Below are 20,956 nucleotides of genomic sequence, written 5' to 3' on the forward strand. Positions count from 1 at the left end.
GAGCCATCATTATGAATCAAAGACCAATTATGCCGGAGGATCTGAGTCACTATCGTTGGATCAGTCAGCCAGTAATCAGTCTGAACGGACAAGTGGCTTATGTGGAACAGACCATAGATCAGGATAAAAACGAATATAACACGCAAATTCGAGGGATTTCCCTCGATGGTGATGAAGATATTGCACTTTCTGATGGAACAAAAGATTCCTCACCTGCTTGGTCGCCGGATGGCACACAGCTCACATTCATTCGCTCAGTGGATGGGGGCAAAGGATTATGGACGCTCCATTCAGATCAAAAAGAGCCTGTCATGTTGATATCACCCGCACGTAAAATATTGAGTTATATATGGTCGCCGAACGGGCAGTACATTGCGTTTACCAGCAAAGTACAACCGGAGGACCAACAGAAGAAAGCAGACGTCCAACAGGAGTCTGCACCTGTACTGCGAGGTAAAGTCTTTGAGCGTACAACGCCGAAGGCGGAAGGGGCTGGCTGGTGGGACGGTCAATACAGCCAGTTGTTTGTATATGAGATCAAAAGCGGGGAGATCACGCAGGTGACTTCCGGGCTATGGAATATCAGTGCTCCAGCATGGTCGCCAGATAGCAAGCAGCTTTCTTTCATTTCGAAGCAAGTAGAGGACGAGGAGCTTGATGCAGATCTGCTGTACTTTACGGATATATACAGCGTTCAATTGGGAGAAAGTGATCTCTTCAAAGTGACAGATTCCAGTCTGGCGATAAGTCAGTTCTCCTATTCATCTGATGGGCAGCAGCTGATCCTGATTGCCAGTGATCGTGAGTATGGAAGTGGGAGCCACAACAGCTTATACGCTGTCCCCGTTCAGCGGGGTGTACCCAGGATAATTGCACCTCAATTAGATATGCAGATTGGTAACGCAGCACTGGGGGATATGAAGTCAGCAGGTGCGTCTCCTTCTCCAATCTCGGATATCCATCATCCGGAACGCGGTGTATATGTACTCGGAACGCATAACGGGAATGTGGACGTGTACCGCATTCGAGAAGATGGGGCTTGTCAATCGGTGACGGGCGCTGGTGAAAAGGATGTGTATCAGTATACCTTAACACCAGATGGTACCTCGCTGGTTATCGCTGCATTAACAGATGGACATCCTGGAGAGTTATATCGCGTGGATATCGACAGTGGTGAAATGTTCAGACTCACCCGTCGAAATGATGAATTCATGGCTGAATTAGCTGTTAATGTGCCTGTACGTGTAGAGTTTAAGTCTTCCGATGGATGGCCGCTTCAAGGTTGGTTAGCCACACCGGCAATACGTGACACCAATGGGAGACTGCCACTAATTTTGCAGATTCATGGTGGACCCCACGCAATGTATACGGGAACATATAGTCATGAGATGCAGACACTCGTTGCGCAAGGGTATACAGTGTTGTGGATCAATCCTCGCGGAAGTATGGGATACGGGCAAGAATTTGCCAGAGCTTGCCGTGGCGACTTTGCCGGAGGTGATTACCGGGATCTGATGGAAGCTGTTGATTATGCCCTGGCTACATATGATTTCCTTGATGCTTCACGTCTGGGTGTAGCGGGTGGCAGTTATGGCGGAGTGATGACCAACTGGATTGTAGCGCATACCCACCGTTTCAAGGCGGCTGTAACCCAGCGATGCATCTCCAACTGGTTGTCCATGTATGGAACGAGTGATATCGGAATTTCCTATGTTGAGGGAGTCATTGGTGGTAATCCGGCGGAAAACGCTGAATTCCTGTGGTCTCGCTCACCTCTTGCCCATGCACATCACATTGAGACGCCACTTCTGATCATGCACGGAGAGCAGGACTATCGGACACCGATTGCGCAAGCGGAGGAATTATATACAACGCTAAAACGATACGGCAAAAAGACCAGACTGATTCGTTACCCGGGTTCCAACCACAGTTTACTCAAAAGCGGTAAACCTTCATTACGTATCGATAGCTTCGAACAGGTGAATGCCTGGTTCAATCAGTACCTCGGGAATGAGGAGGGCGAGCAATGAGTCGAACTCAGCTGTCCATTCCTGTAGGGCTTCTTGTAGAAAATGTACTGACAAGTGGAGAATCAAAAGAAGTGATTATCGAATGTTTACAACGTCGAGACTATTCCCGTTTGTTGCCTCTGGTTAAGGAATCCGCGATGGATTTTGATGAAAGACTACAGACAGCAGCTGATATCGGAGACGATTGGGAAAAGGCGATACGTCAAGGTTATGAGTTCAAGTTTTTGCATATTAACGGGTTGAAGCGATTGCTCGATTTCCGGTTTGACCGTAAGGTGGATCGGGACTATGTTCAAGATGAACTTTCACTGAAGCATATTCAACTGACCGCAGAAGAGATTGAATTGCTGCAAACGTTAATCGGCAGGCAGTGGATCGTACAAGCAGAAGAAGGCAGAACAGATAGTGAGTTATCTTCCTGCATTCCTGTCCATATTCAATTGAAGTTCCCATAGGATGACCAGAAGAAGCCGCGATGATCGCGGTTTTTTTGCTATGTACAGGTAGAAATGAGGATGACTGAATTCAAAAGTTGAAATTGGAATTCGTATGATTTATATTTATATTAAATGATATTATTATCTATCAAAAATGCAGGTATAAAAAGGAGGACATGGGATGTCCATTCAAAATGTTTTGGGAAAAATTCAAATATCGGATGATGTGATCTCCAAAATTGTCGGCAAGATCGCGAATACTACCAGTGAGATTTCCTCCATGTCGACAGGACTTATAGAAGGGGTCACCAAAAAGTGGGGCGGCAAAAGTCTGCAAAATGGCATAAATATCCGCAAGGTAGAATCAAGACTGGAGATAAACTTAAAGGTTGTCGTTTGTTATGGAACAAAAGTGCATGAAGTCTGCAGGGAATTGCAAAACAATGTGAGATTACATGTGGAACAGCTGACCGGATTAACCATTGATACGGTGAATGTGATCGTTGAGGGGTTATCATTTAACCAACCTGCTGCCAAGCTTTAATCCAATTTTAGCTACCTAGAGGAGTGACAGCGATGAATAAGATTTCCATAACAAAAGCCAGTCCACAGTCCTTAGTCGGCGGGCAACTAAATCAGATGGCACTTGAATATATGGCCTATTCGCTTGCAGGTACCAAGGATAAAGGCATTATAGAGAAAACATTTAACAAGTTATGGCGTTCGAATCAGAATCGATTCAGTCACCAGTACGCTTATGAAGCTAAAATGGGTAACCAAACGCTGGGCATGATCATGTGTTATCCGACCACTATAATGAACAAACTTGCTTTGCCAACGTTCTCCAAACTGTTTGAACTTCGTAAATGGAGCCTGATTAAGTATAATCTCCAACACTGGAAAGAGTTCTACTCCATGGTGACATTAAAAGAAGCGGAGAACGACGAGTACCACATCGGAACATTGGCTACCTTTCCTGAAAGCAGAGGTCTTGGTGTAGGGACACAGCTCATTCATTTTGCTGAGGAGCAAGCTATAACACAAGGTCTGTCCAAATCTTCACTTACGGTTAAAAAGGAAAATCTGCTAGCTATTAAACTCTACGAGCGTTTGGGATACCAGAGAGTAGGGGAAATCAATAAACCTTCGTTATCCCTGTACAGGATGTCCAAAAAACTGGTGTAATGTTTTCTGATAGGAATAGAACAAACAGCTAACTGGAGAGTTTCATATATATAAGCCCACATTGGAACAGTTAAAAGTGTGAGCTGGAGGGGCGCTTTATGCGTCTCTTTTTTAGTTTTCAGATTTTTCTCATAAAAAAAGTAACTTGACTTTTGCGGGTGTTTAAGCAGGTACTTGACAGGGGTGTGGTATAGTATAAAAAGTTCTTTTAATGAAGAAAGACGGAGAAATATACAATGTGGGGTGTAACCAGTGTATCAATATAAGGATCAGGAATATGAAGCAGTACATTTTGAGGGACGTGATCTACGCTATGGAGAACTCATAAGTTGTGTTTTCAAGCAGTGTACATTTATGAACGCTTCTATGGAAGAAATCGAAACGAGTAACTGTCGTTTTATCGAGTGTGACTTCAAAGGGGCTTCCATGAATGGTTCGATTCATACGGAATCAGCTTTTGAAAACTGCACCTTCGGTGGTGCGAATCTCTTTGCTTCCAAATTCAGCTCCTGCAAGATGACAGGCTCAGACTTCTCTGGTGCGCAAATGGATGGCATTACCCTAAGTCACGGCGATTGGTCTTACACGAATCTGAGACATACGCGTTTGGGTAAACAGGATCTTCGAGGAATTCGTTTCTTTGAGGCTGACTTTACGGACACGGATTTCACCAAAGCGGATTTGAGAGACTGTGATCTTACCCGAGTTGTATTAAGCAGAGCCAAGCTGCAAGGGGCCGATCTTAGAGGGGCTAACCTGGAAGGAATCGATCTGAAATCACTGGATATCAAAGGTGTACGTTTGGATCGCGAACAAGCCGTTCTGTTTGTACGCTCGTATGGTGCGAAAGTAGATTGAGTTGAACATACACAGCAGGAAGCCGCCTTTAAGGCGGCTTTTTTGACTTTAAAGCTTTCCCATTCAAGCAAATTGGCAGGAATAAGAGATCTAAACAAGAAGTAGTTAACATAAGTTTCAACTAAAAGGAGGTTATCATGTCCGTCACATTAATTATTTTTGTTGCTATTATTGTCTTTGGGCTTATAACAGGCACGATCACTACGATTATGGCATTTAAACTGTTACGTAACAATGAAGAGAAACATCACCTTCGCAAGAGCATTCTGATGGACGGAATTCCAACAGAAGCAATAATTCATGATATTGTACAGACATCATCCAGTAGGGATGGAAGGCCTGGCGTGCGATTGGATTTGACTGTAACCCAAGTTGACGGACGCACCTTCCCAACAATTGTAGAGACTTATATTCCAATCACACATATTCCCCATTTTCAGAAAGGAAATGTCATTAACGTAAGATACATTGCGATGGGGAATGAACGAAAAGTTGAGGTAGAGGATGCCTACCTTCCGTGAGGTGCCGCATGGCGGTAAGCTTCGGTTATCAGGCATATCAAAAACCATTACCTGAAACAACACAGGTAGTGGTTTTTGATGTTAATTTCAATTGAGTTAATCCTCTTCTTTTGACAAATTTCTAACGATCAGAAAAATAGCAAATATACCTAATAAAATAACAATTCCATTGGTTATCGGAAACCACATAATCGTATATACCTCGCTTTGTTTCATGAAGTGAATTTCATTACGTTTTAACGCTGTGCTTATGGGCTCGTTTTAACCGCACAGCAACCCAGCTCATGATCAGAGCAGCAATGAGCAGAAATACGGTCACACCTGCAATGACAACAAAGAAGGATTGGTCAAAAGCAGCAAAGGCGGCATTTTTGAGCGATTCAGCAGACGCAGCAGGCAAGCTTTCGGCAGCGATAAGCGCTTCATCCAGACTGTCTTTCGCATTGGCTGGCACACTAATTCCCACAGGGATCTTCATAGCGAGTGTGTAGAAAAGGGTCGACATGCTGCCGATGATCGCAATACCGGATGCTCCGCCTAGCTCATAACCTACTTCCTCAATGGAAGCGGCCATACCCGCTTTGTGTGCTGGGGCATAACTCATAATGGAATGTGATGCAGCGGTCATACCTGATCCAAGACCTGCACCAAGTAGTGCCAAACCGAGAATCTGCCCGGTAAACTCTGCATTGAAATACATCAGATACGTCCCCATGCCAAGGGCAGCGATGAAGAGAGTGAAGCTTTTGATATACACAACATCCACACGGTGCATAATGGCCCCCGTAACAGGTCCGGCAATGAGTGCTGCAACAGGTATGGATACGGTGAATAGTCCAGCCTGAAGAGGTGACATGCCTTCCACCAGCTGAAGACGCTGAGTGACCATATATTGCACACCCATTTGTGCAAATAAGCCAACCAGTGCGGTAATAAAACCGGTGCTGAATCTTGGGATTTTGAATAAGGACAGATCCAGCAGTGGGTTGGTACTGTTATTCTGACGGCGAATAAAGATGATCAGGGACAGAACACCGATCACAGCAGCAATGATAGCGAGTGTGAGAGATCCTTCGCGTCTTGTGAATTCCTTAATGGAATAGATAATTGCGACCATGGCAATCATGATCTGAATGGAACTGGTGAAGTCCCACTTTTTCGATGCATCCCCTTGATGTTTAGGGATCATTTTCAAGGCGAATATAAACGCGATAATGGCTATAGGCAGGTTAATCAGAAATACAGAACCCCACCAGAAGTGTTGAAGAAGCAGTCCGCCAACAATCGGTCCCAGTCCTGCACCACCGGATGCAATGGAACCCCAGATGCCGATCGCGAGTGCGAGTTCTCGTTCATTCGTAAACGTAACTCTGATAATCGACAATGTTGCTGGCATCATCATGGATGCACCTACGGCTAGAAGAATTCTGCTCATGACCAGCACAGCGGGTACTGGAGAAAAGGCAGCAGCAAGAGAAGCAGCAGAAAAGACGACCAAGCCCAGCGTAAATATTTTTTTATGACCAAGACGGTCCCCGAGTGTTCCCATTGCAGGAAGAAGACCCGCCATGACAAGGGAGTAACCGTTCAGAATCCATAATTTCTCCGAAGCTGATGCACCGAGATCATGGGTCAAGCTGGGTAAAGCGGTGTACAGGATGGTCATATCCATCACAATGAGTAATAGTGCACTTGAGACAATAACTAGAATCATCCAACGTTTGAATTTTGACATGTTTCCCTCCGGCGATATGAATAACTTACAATTCAAAGACTAAACTATCGGGTAACCCTATAGTCAAACTTTTCTTTACAGACTATAATGCATGTATATTGATAAAACTTAGACTACATATGTACATGGAGGGTCCAAAGATGGCTGGACATCACGCACAACATTTTACCACCAGTGAATTTGCCAAAATCTGCGGAGTGACCAAACATACCTTGTTTCATTATGACGAGATTGGGCTGTTAAAGCCTGAATATACCAATGCCAAGGGCTACCGCTATTATGGTATGCAACAAACGTATGTGCTGGATGTCATACATGTGCTGAAGAAGGCAGGAAGCTCACTCCAAGAGATTAAGTCGTTCATTCAAAATCAGAATACACCATTGTTAATTGAGCTGTTTGAACAGAAATTAAAGGCACTTGAGTTGGAGCAACAACGAATCAAACGTATGCAAAAGCTGCTAAGTGGTGCCATTGAAATGACGAAACAAGCCACGGATGCTTCTCCTGAAGGGCTACATATTGAACAATGTGAGCTGGAGTATTTTATTGCTGTACAACTGGAACAAGGGGATGGAGATAAGGAATTCTTCCGTAAGTTCATTGAATACAGGACCCATTGTGATGAACAGATGATCGACTATGAATTTCCGGTATGGACGATCTTACGTCAGGAGCACTATGAGGCAGGCGAATACTATCCGGATTACTTTGGCAACAAAATAAAAGCTCCCATTCCAGGGGAAACGATATGGATTAAGCCAAAAGGGATGTATGCCATCATGAATCATCGGGGTTCATACGAAAGCATGCCAGAGACGTATTCCATCATGAAAGAGGAGATAGAAAAAGAGGGACTGCAAGTCTGTGGACATGTGTATGCACTGGACCTGCTCACTTATTTTGCAGAAAGTAATCCCGATGAGTACATCATCAAAATTTACGTAGAGGTGTGTAAGCCAGAAAACACAAGCAAAAAACAGAATGGCTTGATTTAGGAGGATATTTTTTGGAATTAATTAAAACATATGATGTGGATCTAAATGAAGAATGGTCAACTCTTCTTCAAGAATTACTTGTTGCCAGTTTTCCAGAGGTTTATCCAAAAGACAGATTGTTTTTTAAGCAAATACCACATGGGAGAGTATTGGCATTTACCCCTGATAACCAATTAGTTGGGCATGTAGGACTAGATTACAGGATGATGAATCTAAATGGAAAACCCATAAGAGTATTGGGGATAATCGATTTGTGTGTTTCTCCTGCTATTCGCTCTCAAGGAATCGCGTCATTGTTAATTTCCGAAGTGGAAAGGATGGCCAAAGGGCGTGTTGATTTTGTCCTTTTATTTACGGATCATGAGGGATTGTATAGCAAAAATGGATTTAAAACGGTAAGCAACACATGTACGTGGTTGAAAATTAATCATGAAACCTTAACCACAGTTGGAGTTGGGACTCAAAAGGTGGAGGGGTTAATGATTAAAGAAGTGGGAAGCATGCCATGGGGTGAAGGAGAGCTCGATTTTTTAGGATATTTATATTAATCCCTACGCGCCAATATGGGAGAAGGGTGCCTTGACCCATGTTGTATTCCATGTTAAGTTTTCTGTAATAAATTGTGAGTTTTCAAAGGGGGTATGGAGTCATGACGGAATTAGAGGTTGTGGATGTTTATGTGGGCCTGTCAACGAACATGAAGAGTGGCATGGTTCACAATATGACTAATCAGAATCCGGCACTTTGTCCTACTATGCATAGATCTACTTGGCGCTGAGTGGTTTATCGCCAGGTTTCTTTATTGTATAAGCGAATCTAAATTCTGATTATGTTCAAATATTAAAGTGAGGGAATCCATGCCATGTTCTATGGTGAAATCCCGTCAGTTTACTTTTATATTTCACATAAAAAGGATGATATGCATGTCTTTAATCAACGTTACCAACCTGACCTTTGCTTATGAAGGCAGTTACGATAATATATTTGAAAATGTTAGTTTTCAGTTGGACTCCGATTGGAAATTGGGTTTTACCGGAAGGAACGGTAGAGGCAAAACGACATTCCTCAATCTGTTGCTTGGCAAATATGAATACAGCGGACATATCTCTGCGAATGTTAGCTTTGAATACTTTCCGTACCAGGTAGAGAATAAGGGAGCCATGACCGTTGATGTCATCGGCGAGATTCACCCTGAATATCTGCACTGGCAAGTTGTGCGCGAGTTTAACCTGTTAAAAGTGTCAGAAGATGTGTTGTACCGGCCTTTTGATACGTTATCCAACGGAGAACAAACAAAGGTGATGCTGGCTGCTTTGTTCCTGAAGGATAATCGGTTTCTGCTCATTGATGAACCTACCAATCATCTTGATCTTCATGCAAGACAAATCGTAGGTGATTATCTCCGCAGCAAGAGTGGATTTATTTTGGTGTCTCACGATCGGGCGTTTCTGGATCACAGTGTGGACCATATCCTTTCCATCAATAAGAGTAACATCGAGATTCAGAAAGGCAATTTCTCCGCTTGGTGGGAAAATAAAAGAAGGCAAGATCAGTTTGAACTAGCGAGTAATGAGAAATTAATGAAGGATATCAAGCGTTTATCCGATTCTGCCAAACGGACTGGTGGATGGTCGCATGAAGTTGAAAAAACCAAAAATGGTACGAGAAATTCCGGCTCCAAGGTGGATAAAGGATATATTGGGCACAAGGCTGCCAAAATGATGAAACGTTCCAAAAATATCGAACAAAGGCAGCAATCTGCGATTCAAGAGAAGTCCAAACTTCTCAAAAATATCGAGAGTGCAGAACGTCTACAGATTCATCAGCTGGATTTTCACAAGCATGAACTTGTCGAATTGGAGCATGTGTCGATATCTTACGGCTCCAATACTGTGTGTAAGGATGTCAGTATTACGATTGAAAAAGGGGATCGTATTTCCCTATACGGTAAAAATGGATCTGGCAAATCAAGCATTCTTAAACTGATCTGTGGTGAAGATATTGCTTATACAGGTTTTTTCCGTAAGGATCATCAGCTTAAAATCTCGTATGTGTCGCAGGACACGTCCGATCTCGGAGGACATTTATCTGAGTATGCGGCCACACAGGGGATTGATGAAAGCCTGTTTAAATCGATACTTCGAAAGTTGGATTTTTCCAGACTGCAATTGGAGAAAGATATCTCAACATTTAGCGCAGGTCAAAAAAAGAAAGTGCTCATTGCCAAAAGTCTTAGTGAAAAAGCTCATCTGCATATTTGGGATGAACCACTCAACTTTGTAGATGTCATTTCACGTATGCAGATCGAAGACTTATTGCTGGAATACTCGCCAACCCTGCTTTTTGTAGAGCATGATCGTGAATTTTGTGCAAATATCGCAACGAGAATCATCGAACTGTAAGTAACGGACGAGATAAAAGATAACCATGCTAAGAGCCGCCAAATGGCGGCTTTTAAGCTTTATATTTACAGTACATATATAAGAGGGGACTTGTTACGTTCAAAATGCGATATCGTGAGAATATATGCTATAATTTTATAATCTCATCCAATCATATGATGGATGATCAGATCAATTGTTGAACTATACTCGCCAAGAGGTGCAATACAATGAAAAAAGAAATGACAACAATCAAACAAACCAGGCTACATTCCATTCTGGACGAGGCCACCAAATTGCTGATTGAAAAACCGAATGCTTCCATGAATGAAATTGCAGAATCTGCAAAAATCGGGATCGCTACGTTGCATCGATACGTGGAAAGCCGCGAACAGCTCATGGTTTATCTGGGATTACGCGCAATTGAGGTGGTCAGTGAGACCATGAAGGAAATCCAACTGGATGAGGAGCACTGTGAAAAGTACATACCCGAACTGATTGAAGCGCTGATTCCATTAGGCGACAAAATTTATTTTTTGGCTCATGACACCACTATTAACTATAATCCCGAGATTGAGGGAGCCGATCTGAAACTGAGAGAACCTGTATTGCATGCAGTCGGTCTGTTACAACAGAAAGGTTATTTCCGCTCCGATCTCGATAAAACCTGGATTGTCGATGTGCTGTATTCCATCATGTTCCTGACGTGGCAGCAGGTTGTAAGTGGTCATATCGCGAGAAAAGCAGCCCCTGCGCTTGTGGTGGATACGTTTTATCATGGATTTAAGCAGAGGTGAAAATAGGGGTGAGACTAACTCAGCAGCATCAGCTCGTTACTCAATGACCAAATGATTTCATAAAGTCGCTAATTTAGCGGCTTTTTTTGCTTGTTTACATGTATATAGACCTGTTCAAACAGCGATATTGAACTAATCTATTCTAGGTATCCGAGAATTTAGCAAAACCAACTATAAACAAAATGAACGATTACATAACATTATTTGTCTTATTAATGAAAACACGGCAAAGGGGGGGATAGAATGACTGACAGAGAAATTTTTGAATTGTACAAAGAGCAAGTTTATTACTTCTGTTATTATCTGATGAAGAATCAAGCAGATGCCGAGGACATTTGCCAAGAAGTATTTGTCAAAGTTATTTTGGCTGACAGAACTAAGGTAAGGAATATGAAATCATGGATATTGCGAATTGCTTCAAATGAGTGTCATAACGTTATGAGAAGACGGAAATCTGGATGGTTGAAAGAAATGCGGCATTATTTGTTGTCCAAATCCCAGAGTTATAACCCTGTGGAAGAGGGTGTGTACCATAGGGAAACAAAAGAAGAGCTACGAGGATTATATAGTGGGCTTCCTGACAAGATTAGGATGGTTGTTGTCCTTCGATTTATCAATGATTTGACTGTACCTGAGATATCTAAAGTTATGAACATACCTGAAGGGACTGCAAAATCCAGATTAAACAAAGGGTTGAAACTTCTCAATAAAATGGTTGAACCACAACTAAAGGAGCTGAGTAATAATGAATCAGTATTCTAATAAGGAAAAAAACATATCTCCTCCGGATTATGACTTGATGTGGACAACCATTGAAAAAGAAGCACATAAACGACGAGTCAATCTGAATTCTTCACAAAAGCCTGCTGGATATCGAGCTAAAGCAATTCCTATAAGCATCATTTTTACTTTTTTCTTACTTGTTGCTATTCCTGTATTCGCCAGTATGACGATTGATTGGGATCGAATCGGAGGCCGGGGCGTTGCAAGCGCAATAAATAATGGTATCGGTCAGCAATATGATCTTCAGTCCGCTAGTTCAGGTGTGACAATGAATTTAAGCGGTGTTGTAACAGATGGAGAAAAAATGAAAATGCTCATATCTTTGGACACATCAATCGATCTTTCAAAGTATACGGGGTTTGCTACGGAGAAAAATATCTTAAAAGATGAGTCCGATTCGAATGCGAAAGTGTATGGTTACTTAGGATACGATCCTGAGAGTCAAAAACTCATTGGGGTTTATGAAACACCTGATACTTTAAAGGATGGTACGAAAGAATTTACATTCGAAGCACAAAATCTTATTTTTTACCGGGATAGGGATGTTTCCTTAAAATCTAATCAACATACTGGGGAACCAATGCTTACTGGCGTTTCACAGTTTCCGGCGATTCATATTGAATCGGTTAGACATGCAGATAATCAAACGGTCATCCGTTATAAAGTCGAGGTAGCATCATCAGATTTGGAAAGCGTCAATCCTCACTTGAGAGTTCATACCGGGGCCCAGGTTGTAGATGCTATTCCGACCATCTTGCCTAACGAAGAAAAAGGATTGTTGATTGAACAGGTATTTGATATATCGGAAGCGGATTGGGCGAATGCGAACCTTCATTTCAATTATGTTGAAGCAGCAAAACGATTGACAGGTACTTGGAAATTCGATTTTGTCGCAAATGGGAAAAAAGCAAGTGAGGCGATATATACGAAAAAACTGTATACCAATCCTGAATTCCAAGCAAAAACCGGTGTTACTTTAGATCAACTTGTGATTACTCCATTGAATCTTCAGATTTTAATTGATGAAGAAGGTTCATATACAGAAGGTATTGTTCAATATAAATCGATTCAGATGATTATAGATGATAAAACAATCACAGGGGTGCAAACCACGAAAGGGGGGCGTTCTGAAAATAATCAGCAATTGTTTGATTTTGAATCTCCTGAGTGGTATCAAAACTGGTCTGATGTTCCAATGAAACTCATCTTAAAAGATGCCATTGTTCAGAAACGAGATACCACTAAAAACTGGATTCATTTAAATGAACCCAAGAAACAAAAGCAATACACCAAACTCACTGTCGATGGACTTGAAATACAATTCTCTTATTATAGGGATGGGGAGAATTTAATTGTAGAGTCATATTCCAAAACGCCTAGTTCCAGAGGTATTAACCAAACAATGCTTCGGATCAATGGCAAAGAAGTCGTTCCTGAAATGAACCCCCAAGGGATGACACCTGCAAAAATTCATATAGACACCTACAAAGATATTCCATTTGATGGACATATTGAACTGAATCCGGGCATCTATAAATACAGCGATCCGGACAAAAATGTAGAGATTCAACTGTAGATAAAGTAATTCATAATTTGAGCTTGATGAACAATTTAACACCTTCAGAGAGAATCCGTTACATGAGGAACGGAGACACTTTGAGGGTGTTTTTTTGCGTTCACAACAGCGTTTCTCAGTGCGCAAGCTGCAAAGACTTGATTTTCTCACATATTCAAATATTAATAGAGTTCAGAATTTAAGATTTCCAGTTTACAAAAAATGATATAAATTTCTAGTAGATTCAAATCATTACCAAATAAAGACAAAATATTCAAACGAGGAGGCCGGACAGAAATACCTGCAATTGTGCAGTTCGAATCAGCTTATGTACTCATTCCATCAACCCAAATCAGGAGGGATTCCATGCTTTACACCATTATTGTGCCAGTCAACCAGGACTATAACATTTTGAACTTGTTCACAGATTCGTTGCTCCGGACGGTAAGTCCATCCACTCAGATTATTTTCATCAACGATGGTTCCGGCTCAGCAGTCTTTCAACATCTGGATAAACTGAAGCAAGAAGTAAGAGAAGGTGTGACCATCGAGATTCTTCAGCATGATTTTCCACTCGGTTGCGCCGTGTCGATTAATAGCGCACTGAGTCTAGCCAAGGGAGAGTACATTTTCTTCCTGGATTCTGACACCATTCTTCAACCGAACTGGCAACCGATGATGAAAGAGACACTGGATAGCGATATTACAATCGGCATGATTGGAGGCGTTCTGTTGTATCCGCAAACCGGAGGCGTGCAGCATTGCGGTATTGCTTTTGCGGACACCATCGGCCGACACCTGTTCCTGAACGCATCCCCTGATGATATACCGAAAGAAACCTTTTCTGTTCAACTGGTGGTGTTCGCCATGTTTGGCATGAAGCGGGAGGTGTATGAGACCATCGGCAACCTCGATGAGAAGTTCTTTAATGGGTACGAGGACTTTGATTATCAGATGCGGGCACGAGCTGCGGGATACGATACGGTCATTAACCCGAATATTCAGGCGTATCACTGGGAACGCAGCAGCGGCATTCACCGCAACTTTAACCGCAAGAACAATCTGGCACGCTTCTGGAAAAAGTGGGGCGGTCAAATCGAGGCTGATGTGTGGCCATTCGTTTTCAGTCATCTGAAAGCACAGCTGGAAAGCCAAGGGGAATACCAGCATCTGCCGATTGTTGGGATTGACCTTGCCGAGGTTCGAAGTGATGCCGATACATTCTGGACTAAGCTGGAGGAAGCCGAATTTGCAAATGTAGCCGAAGTACGTGACTATTCAAACCGCTTCAATTCCAATGGAGCCATCTGGCTGCCACAGGTACTGGGCAAGGAACTGATTCATAGTGAGAACCGGTTACTGTTTTTGGTAGACAATTTTGCCCGTTTGCTGGAGAACCGCTACTGGATTGAGATGAGACATGCTCATCGAGCCAAGGATCTGATCATTGATCTGTATGGCAATGTGATCACAATGGATCGCATATACGATGGATGCTGGCCTGGAACCAAAGTTCGGTAATTCACTCACAACGAAAATAAACAGGGAGGTACTTAAGGTGAAAGAAAAAGAGAGCACGCTCGATCGTGCCGTACGGTTTACCCGTAATCTGGAGTGGTTGGAACAAGTCGAAAAGGTAATTCCGAGCGGATGCAGCACTTTAGCCAAAGCACCTGAACGTTTATTTCCGGGCCATACACCCGTATGTTGTGCAGAGGCTTATAATTCCCGATTTACAGATATCGACGGGAATGAATGGCTCGATTGCGAGATGGCCATGGGTACGGCGCCATGGGGCCATGCGAGACATGAAGTCCAATTAACTGTCATTCACCAGTTGAAAAAAGGGACAAGCTTTTCTTTGCCTGCCGACATCGAGCTTGAATGCGCGGAGTTGATTCTGGAGCGGTTCGAGGGTCGTTATCCATCGCTGCGCTTCACCAAGAGTGGTGCCGATGCAGTAAGTGGGGCCGTGCGTCTGGCCCGTGCCGCTAGTGGCAAAAGCAAGGTTATTGCGACAGCTTATCATGGGTGGCACGACTGGTCTGCCTACGGTTATTATGGTGGCCAGACGAAAGAACGTGGCATCCCGGTGGATATCGAGCGTTCAACGATCTGGGTTAACAAGCCTACTACGGAGCGAATTGAGGCCCAGATTACCTCATCTCCCGAGGATATTGCATGTATTGTTCTATGCCCCAACGAGTGGAAAAAGGACGCGCTGGAGCAAGCCGTAAACCTATGTCGGTCTCTGGACATCATTATCATATTCGATGAGGTAACTTCCGGTATTCGAATGGGCAAGCAGGCTACAGCAGGAGAATATGACATCTGGCCTGATCTGCTCTGTATCTCTAAAGGTATGGCCAACGGTTTACCGCTCGCAGCGGTTATGGGGCCTGAGCACTTGATGTCTTTGTCAGGACAGGTCAGATTCAGTAATGCCCATTCCAGTGAAACGACAGCGCTCGCGGCAGCCATTGCCTGTGAACGATTAATGAAAAATGCGAAAGTATGGCCGACTTGGCGTGATCCGGCAACCCGGATCATGGATCGTCTGGAATCTGAACTTGTGTTACTCGGATTGACGGATCAATTGGAAGTGAGAGGGACGTATGCAAGCTTCTGCATTCAATCCCTGGCTGAAGATAACTTCCAGACAGACCCTTTCCGCGAGTTCATGGTGAAGAGAATGGCTCACTTCGGCATTTTCACCAAGGGTTACTTTATTTTCTCTGATGCCCATACACGGGAAGAATTACTGTGGGTCGAGGAAGCGCTGTTGCAGATCCTGTCAGACTGGAAAGAGATTCAGAAGCAGGAACATCTTCATGCGATGCAACTTTCGAAAACGTTTGAAGCTTAATCCATAGATTATAATTGACAATCGACTAGGAGGAATTATTCAATGAAAGCACTCGTATATCAGGATCTCAAACAGGTGACTTATCAGGAGATTGAGGAGCCAACCATTCAAAAGCCAAACCAGGTAAAAATTAAAATCTATGGTTCCGGCATCTGCGGGACAGATCTGAATATTGTCAAAGGCAAAGTGCCTGCAAATAAAGGAACGATCATTGGTCATGAAGGCGTAGGCACAGTGGTTGAGGTGGGCGACGAAGTTCGTGGTTTCAAGATCGGTGATCGGGTATTGGTTGATCCCACGCAATCATGCGGGACCTGCTCATACTGCCGCGAAGGTCTGTTCATCTACTGCGAGAATTTTGATGACTATCAAGTAGGGATGACGACACACGGAACCTTTGCTGAATATTTTGTCGGGGACGAAAAGTATATCTATGCCATCCCGGATTCCATGAGTTGGGAAACGGCCATGATGATCGAACCACTGGGATGTGTACTTCAGACGTTCATGAAAGCAGGGACTAAGCCAAGTGACTCCGTACTGGTCCTCGGTTCTGGTGCAATCGGTTCCCTGTGTCAGCTAGTTAGCAAACGATTGGCAAGACTTACGGTAGGTACGGAAGTTGATCCATACCGCAAAGAGTTCGCTTCAGGGATCGCGGATCATGTGTTCTATCCTCAGGACCTGACACTGGATAAAGTATACGAGATCAATAATAACAAAAAGTTTGATATTGTAGTGGACGCGGTTGGTAACCAGCTTCATGTAGGGTTTGAGCTGATTGCCAAAGGCGGAAAAATTATTCCTATGGGATATGACGACAGCTATGAGGTGACGTTCAAATCAACAGCGGTGATTAATGATGGCATTAGTATCATCGGTGCAGTTGCTAATCACTCGATGATCAGTACGGCACTGAAATTTGCCCAAAGCATCCCGGAACTGGAACAGATGGTGACAGCCAAGGAACTGCTGAGTGATTATGAACAGGCCTTTAATGGAACGATTGGTTATGATCTGCGTACCGGAGAGAAGCTGCCGATGAATTCAGTCAAAACAGCTCTTATCCTATAAGCATGTAGACATTAGCGGGTTTGCCGCTGCGAGAAGTTGGAATTCGCAGCGGTGAAAACCGCAGAAGGAAGGGATATCGATTGAAATTGCTTCAAGATTTGCCGAAGAATCCACGCTACTCCATTTTACTCGAACCGGTATGGGCCATTCCGGGCACGATCGTTCTCTTCTACGCTCCTTTATATATGAAGGAAGCCGGACTTTCGGACATTGAAATCGGTTTAATCAATTCGGTGAATCTTTATTTTGCCTTTATCTTTCAATTGTTTGCGGGTTCCATTACGAATAAGTTGGGGCGCAAACGAACAACGCTTATCTTTGATCTGCTTGCCTGGAGTGTTCCCATGTTCATCTGGGCCTTCTCTCAGAACTTCTGGCTGTTCCTGATCGCCTACTTACTGAACGCAACATCCAAGTTTGTAACGGTCGCCTTTAACTGTCTGATCATAGAGGATGTGGAGGAACACAAACGATCCAAGGTATTTGCCATTCTCAACATGATTATTACAGGGGCTGGTGTACTCACGCCTATTGCCGGGGTGGTCATTGCTGATTATGGTATTGTGCCAACACTCGCCAGCATTTACTTTGTCGGGGGCATCCTCATGACTGCCATGTTCTTCATTCGTAACCGATACACGGATGAGACCGAGGTCGGCAAGGAACTTATGGGCTTGCATAGTAAAACCCGCGTGCTTCAGAGTTTGGGTTCAAGTCTGCGCCTGTTCGGTAAGTCATTTTACAAACGGAGACTGTTCCCGATCATTCTGATTACCGTGTTGTCCAATCTGATTTTACAGCTGAATTTCTTCCAGGTCATTTTCTTCAAGGAACAGTTGAAGTTTGATGACCGTGTCATTTCGTTTATTCCGGTCGTGACCGCAGTGACCGTCATGTTGCTCTATCTGGTCATCATTCCGCGATTGAAACGGCGTTCGGAGGAAAAGTATGTTGGTTTTTCCATCGTGCTTAGTACGGCCGGGGCCATCCTGTTTCTATTGATTCCTGTGGGGAATATAGGGATGTTGTTTCTCACGCTAATCGTGCTCGCTGCGGGGAACTTCATTTTGCAGACGTACCGGGATTCCCTGTTGATGAACCGATTGGGTACGCATGAGAAAGCCGATATGTTCTCGGCCGTGCAGACCGTCATGACGCTTACAGCCATTCCATCCGGTTACCTGACGGGCCTGCTCTACCATCACAATCCAACGCTGTTGTTCAGTGTCATTCTTGGTCTATATATCGTACTCATGGTCATCATGTTCTTCCTGCCAGATCCGCAAAAGCACTCCCAAGTGCTGGAACCTTACAAAAATATGTAGAAAAAGGGGTTTACTGTATCTTGAGCGAATATGTAGTACAGAAAAAAACTAGAACTACCTCTAGAACATATTTTAACTTGGGAGGCTGCTAACAAATGACTAACGTAATGACAACAGAAGCACGGAAGCAATGGAGCTGGATGAACGAGCCCGAAAGCTGGTCCTATACGGATCAGGGAGGTGTGCTGGTGGAAGCAAAGGCGGACACCGACTTTTTCCAGGACCCTGCAGGGAAGCACATTCGTGCAACAGCACCTTTCTTGTCCATGCCTGTGCCTGGCGATTTTGAAATCACAACCCAATTAACCGTTGATATGAAAAATCAATATGATTCCGGATGTCTGATGGTGATGGCGGATGATCGTAACTGGTGCAAAATTTGTTTTGAATATGATGGAAAAGTGCCTACCATCGTGTCGGTGGTCACACGTGATGGTTCATCCGATGATTGTAATTCGGTTGAAGTCTCCGTACCTAATCCCTATCTGCGTATACGCAAAGTAGAGGGCTGCATATCATTCTTTTATTCACCCGATGGGGAAGAGTGGAAACTAATTCGTTATTTCGGCATGCCGATACAAGGGGAACTTCGAGCTGGATTAGTTGTTCAGTCGCCGACTGGAACGGGCTGTAAGTGTCACTTTTTATCCGTGAACGTTACTCATCCGGACTTGACCGCACGCTTCTAATCCGCTCCCCCGGCCGATCATTGGAGGGAGAACAGGTTCATGGTAAAAGCATTTATATTTGATTTTGATGGACTCATTGTTGATACAGAGACACCTTGGTATTATGCGTTTCGCGATATTTATGAAGAGCACGGAGTGGAACTTGGTCTGGAGCTATGGTCGAAAAATGTGGGGACATCCTTTGAGGAGTTTCATCCATTTCTATATCTGGAGCAGGCGCTCCAAAAAAAGATAGATCATGATCATATCAAACTGCTCTCTGAACAGAAATACGAAGTCTATTTGGGGCAGGCCGCTATTCTTCCAGGGGTGCATGAATTGCTTCAGTCTGCGAGGGAGAAGGGGATTCAGCTTGCAGTTGCTTCCAGCTCCACACGGGACTGGGTGCAGGGTTACTTGCAGAAATTAGGCATTTTTGATTATTTCACAGTCGTTCATACATCCGAGGATGTGAAGCGAGTGAAACCGGACCCTGAACTGTACCTTCTTGCTCTCCAGAGTCTTGGGATCGAGGCTTCCGAAGCGATTGTGTTCGAAGACTCACCTAATGGTTTGAAGGCAGCCAATGCCGCAGGTATTCGTTGTATCATCGTACCTAACGAGGTAACGCGTGGTCTGGAATTCGCCATGCATGAACTGCGGTTATCCTCGCTGGCCGAGATCGATATGGAGGCGCTTTAATCCAGATACTGCTTGCGTAGCTCGATAGGGGAGATCCCTTCGTATTTTTTGAACACTGATCCAAAGTAACTGGCACTGTTGAAACCAACAGCTTTGGCTATTTCATGAGCGGTCGTAGCGTTATTTTCGATGAGCATTTCCTTGGCTTTCAACAGCCGATATCGCATCAGATACTCCAGTGGAGTCATTTGAAATTCTTTTTTGAATATCCGATTTAGGTGCTGTTCGGTTACGTCCATCTGCTCAGCCAACATGGGGAGAGAGATATCCTGATGATAATTTTGTTTGATAAAAGTAATGAGTTCATCCAATCTTAATCGGGCATCAGAACGTTCGTAAGCACTATAGCGTTCACCTTCAATGGTTAATCTGACCAAAAGCATGTACAGTAATGCGGATACGTGCCAGATCTGATCCTTGTGCCGGGACTGCAGCGCCAACGTAATTTCACGCAACAGGATATGAAGCATTCCATCCGGCTTGAAGGCGCGCAGCTCCCCGATCTGCAAGGTATGCAAGAACCGTGGCAATAAATAGCCATTGAAAGACAGACAATCAAATCGTAATGAATCACTCAGATTGTGGTAACGGTAGGTTACCTCCGGGAACAAAATGAGAGCGGTCCCTTTTTTGATCGAAAATTCATGATTCTTTGCTGCGATTCGCCCTGTTCCTCCGATGCACTGTACAATGCTGTAATCCCGTGAATGGTCGCTCCAATTCATCAATTCATCAACGGTCAACTGGTTTTGCCCTGTAATCATGAGCGGCATATCGGTATCCAGCGGATTCCCCATGCTAGGTTTCGGCATCGTCGTGTTATTCCTCTTTTCGTTAAAGGATCATGTGCGTAAGTGGCGTGGTTACAGAGTTAAAAGAAACCTAGAAAGAATTATATTACATAAATGGGATAATTTTAATTGAATGGCGGGCAATATATAAAACGTTTTCATATAAATGCTTCAACAATTATTTATTGGATGAATGAGTATGAACTGTGGTCTGATCAGCCTCTATTTATGGATCTAAAAGTACGCCTGC

Annotated in this window: 20 protein-coding genes; 18 read left to right on the forward strand and 2 right to left on the reverse strand. The window is 43.7% G+C overall.

Annotation, left to right across the window (positions count from 1 at the left end; all coding sequences use genetic code 11):
• Positions 1-11 precede the first annotated feature (11 nt).
• The 6 genes from MKY44_RS12420 (at position 12) to MKY44_RS12445 (ending at position 5,031) form a co-directional block, all read left to right on the forward strand.
• Positions 12-2,030, forward strand: a complete 2,019-nt coding sequence (locus tag MKY44_RS12420; protein ID WP_341007290.1) for a S9 family peptidase — start codon at positions 12-14, stop codon at positions 2,028-2,030.
• Positions 2,027-2,485 carry a hypothetical protein gene (locus MKY44_RS12425; RefSeq protein ID WP_341007291.1) on the forward strand — a complete coding sequence of 153 codons (459 nt, stop codon included), beginning with the start codon at positions 2,027-2,029 and terminating at the stop codon, positions 2,483-2,485. Before MKY44_RS12420 ends, MKY44_RS12425 begins: the two co-directional genes overlap by 4 nt.
• Before the next feature lie 163 nt (positions 2,486-2,648).
• A complete protein-coding gene (locus MKY44_RS12430; protein ID WP_341007292.1) occupies positions 2,649-3,011 on the forward strand; it encodes an Asp23/Gls24 family envelope stress response protein in 363 nt (120 codons plus the stop codon).
• Between the two features lie 32 nt (positions 3,012-3,043).
• The gene (locus tag MKY44_RS12435) at positions 3,044-3,652 is read left to right on the forward strand and encodes a GNAT family N-acetyltransferase (protein ID WP_341007293.1); all 609 of its coding nucleotides are present in this window, start codon (positions 3,044-3,046) and stop codon (positions 3,650-3,652) included.
• A gap of 252 nt (positions 3,653-3,904) precedes the next feature.
• Entirely contained in the window at positions 3,905-4,510 is a 606-nt protein-coding gene (locus tag MKY44_RS12440; RefSeq protein ID WP_036608249.1) for a pentapeptide repeat-containing protein, read from the forward strand.
• Positions 4,511-4,647: 137 nt separating this feature from the next.
• Positions 4,648-5,031 carry a hypothetical protein gene (locus MKY44_RS12445; protein ID WP_341007294.1) on the forward strand — a complete coding sequence of 128 codons (384 nt, stop codon included), beginning with the start codon at positions 4,648-4,650 and terminating at the stop codon, positions 5,029-5,031.
• Positions 5,032-5,260: 229 nt separating this feature from the next.
• Here the strand turns inward: MKY44_RS12445 and MKY44_RS12450 are convergent, their stop codons facing one another.
• Entirely contained in the window at positions 5,261-6,766 is a 1,506-nt protein-coding gene (locus MKY44_RS12450) for an MFS transporter (protein ID WP_341007295.1), read from the reverse strand.
• Between the two features lie 140 nt (positions 6,767-6,906).
• Here MKY44_RS12450 and MKY44_RS12455 point away from each other — a divergent pair, with 140 nt between their 5' ends.
• The 12 genes from MKY44_RS12455 to MKY44_RS12510 all read left to right on the forward strand — a co-directional run bounded on the left by MKY44_RS12455 (position 6,907) and on the right by MKY44_RS12510 (position 19,915).
• On the forward strand, positions 6,907-7,764 hold the full coding sequence (locus MKY44_RS12455) for a MerR family transcriptional regulator (protein WP_341007296.1): 858 nt from the start codon (positions 6,907-6,909) through the stop codon (positions 7,762-7,764).
• An 11-nt stretch (positions 7,765-7,775) separates the two neighbouring features.
• The gene (locus tag MKY44_RS12460; RefSeq protein WP_341007297.1) at positions 7,776-8,312 is read left to right on the forward strand and encodes a GNAT family N-acetyltransferase; all 537 of its coding nucleotides are present in this window, start codon (positions 7,776-7,778) and stop codon (positions 8,310-8,312) included.
• 375 nt (positions 8,313-8,687) lie between these two features.
• Positions 8,688-10,166 (forward strand): Lsa family ABC-F type ribosomal protection protein, encoded by a 1,479-nt coding sequence (locus MKY44_RS12465; RefSeq protein WP_341007298.1) that lies wholly within the window; start codon positions 8,688-8,690, stop codon positions 10,164-10,166.
• 209 nt (positions 10,167-10,375) lie between these two features.
• Positions 10,376-10,942, forward strand: coding sequence for a TetR/AcrR family transcriptional regulator (locus tag MKY44_RS12470; RefSeq protein WP_036608234.1), 567 nt, complete (start codon positions 10,376-10,378; stop codon positions 10,940-10,942).
• 243 nt (positions 10,943-11,185) lie between these two features.
• Positions 11,186-11,704, forward strand: a complete 519-nt coding sequence (locus MKY44_RS12475; RefSeq protein WP_036670797.1) for an RNA polymerase sigma factor — start codon at positions 11,186-11,188, stop codon at positions 11,702-11,704.
• Positions 11,688-13,301: a DUF4179 domain-containing protein gene (locus tag MKY44_RS12480; RefSeq protein ID WP_341007299.1), complete on the forward strand. Its 1,614-nt coding sequence runs from the start codon at positions 11,688-11,690 to the stop codon at positions 13,299-13,301. Before MKY44_RS12475 ends, MKY44_RS12480 begins: the two co-directional genes overlap by 17 nt.
• A gap of 345 nt (positions 13,302-13,646) precedes the next feature.
• The gene (locus MKY44_RS12485; RefSeq protein ID WP_150367354.1) at positions 13,647-14,801 is read left to right on the forward strand and encodes a glycosyltransferase family 2 protein; all 1,155 of its coding nucleotides are present in this window, start codon (positions 13,647-13,649) and stop codon (positions 14,799-14,801) included.
• Between the two features lie 37 nt (positions 14,802-14,838).
• Positions 14,839-16,146 carry an aminotransferase class III-fold pyridoxal phosphate-dependent enzyme gene (locus tag MKY44_RS12490; RefSeq protein ID WP_341007300.1) on the forward strand — a complete coding sequence of 436 codons (1,308 nt, stop codon included), beginning with the start codon at positions 14,839-14,841 and terminating at the stop codon, positions 16,144-16,146.
• A 42-nt stretch (positions 16,147-16,188) separates the two neighbouring features.
• Positions 16,189-17,220 (forward strand): zinc-dependent alcohol dehydrogenase, encoded by a 1,032-nt coding sequence (locus tag MKY44_RS12495; protein ID WP_341007301.1) that lies wholly within the window; start codon positions 16,189-16,191, stop codon positions 17,218-17,220.
• An 80-nt stretch (positions 17,221-17,300) separates the two neighbouring features.
• Positions 17,301-18,545, forward strand: coding sequence for an MFS transporter (locus MKY44_RS12500; protein ID WP_341007302.1), 1,245 nt, complete (start codon positions 17,301-17,303; stop codon positions 18,543-18,545).
• A gap of 95 nt (positions 18,546-18,640) precedes the next feature.
• Entirely contained in the window at positions 18,641-19,234 is a 594-nt protein-coding gene (locus tag MKY44_RS12505) for a DUF1349 domain-containing protein (protein WP_341007303.1), read from the forward strand.
• Between the two features lie 39 nt (positions 19,235-19,273).
• Positions 19,274-19,915 carry an HAD family hydrolase gene (locus tag MKY44_RS12510; protein WP_341007304.1) on the forward strand — a complete coding sequence of 214 codons (642 nt, stop codon included), beginning with the start codon at positions 19,274-19,276 and terminating at the stop codon, positions 19,913-19,915.
• Here the strand turns inward: MKY44_RS12510 and MKY44_RS12515 are convergent.
• Positions 19,912-20,727: an AraC family transcriptional regulator gene (locus tag MKY44_RS12515; protein WP_076249418.1), complete on the reverse strand. Its 816-nt coding sequence runs from the start codon at positions 20,725-20,727 to the stop codon at positions 19,912-19,914. The two genes, MKY44_RS12510 and MKY44_RS12515, sit on opposite strands and share 4 nt — an antisense overlap.
• Positions 20,728-20,956 lie beyond the last annotated feature (229 nt).

It is taken from the genome of Paenibacillus sp. FSL R7-0026 (assembly GCF_038004485.1).
In the GTDB taxonomy this organism is placed as follows: domain Bacteria; phylum Bacillota; class Bacilli; order Paenibacillales; family Paenibacillaceae; genus Paenibacillus; species Paenibacillus xylanexedens_A.